Source organism: Arthrobacter ulcerisalmonis, from assembly GCF_900609065.1.
GTDB classification, from domain to species: Bacteria; Actinomycetota; Actinomycetes; order Actinomycetales; family Micrococcaceae; genus Arthrobacter; species Arthrobacter ulcerisalmonis.
The window spans coordinates 1-229 of sequence record NZ_UXAU01000071.1; the positions used below are offsets into that span (position 1 = coordinate 1).

Annotated in this window: 1 protein-coding gene; it reads left to right on the top strand. The window is 69.4% G+C overall.

What is annotated here, in order from left to right:
- Window positions 1-229: hypothetical protein (locus PSET11_RS16680; protein ID WP_160118998.1), on the top strand; the 229-nt coding region annotated here is incomplete at both ends.

Consider the following 229-nt stretch of genomic DNA (forward strand, 5'->3'; position numbering starts at 1 on the left):
GGATTTTCGGGCTGTCGCCGCCGCAGAACGCGGCGGCTCGAGCATCCACGCCGGAACGAAAGCTCGTCTCGAGGATCACCGCGCCACCGCGGAGACCGGCAACGCGTTCACCGGCTCGGGTGGAATTCTGCCCGCCAATGGTGCCTTCTCGGTGGCCGCTGTTTCGCCGTCGTCACTGCCGGTCGTGGGGGTCCCGGATCTCCTCCTCGCGGTGGGCCAGGTTCGGCCC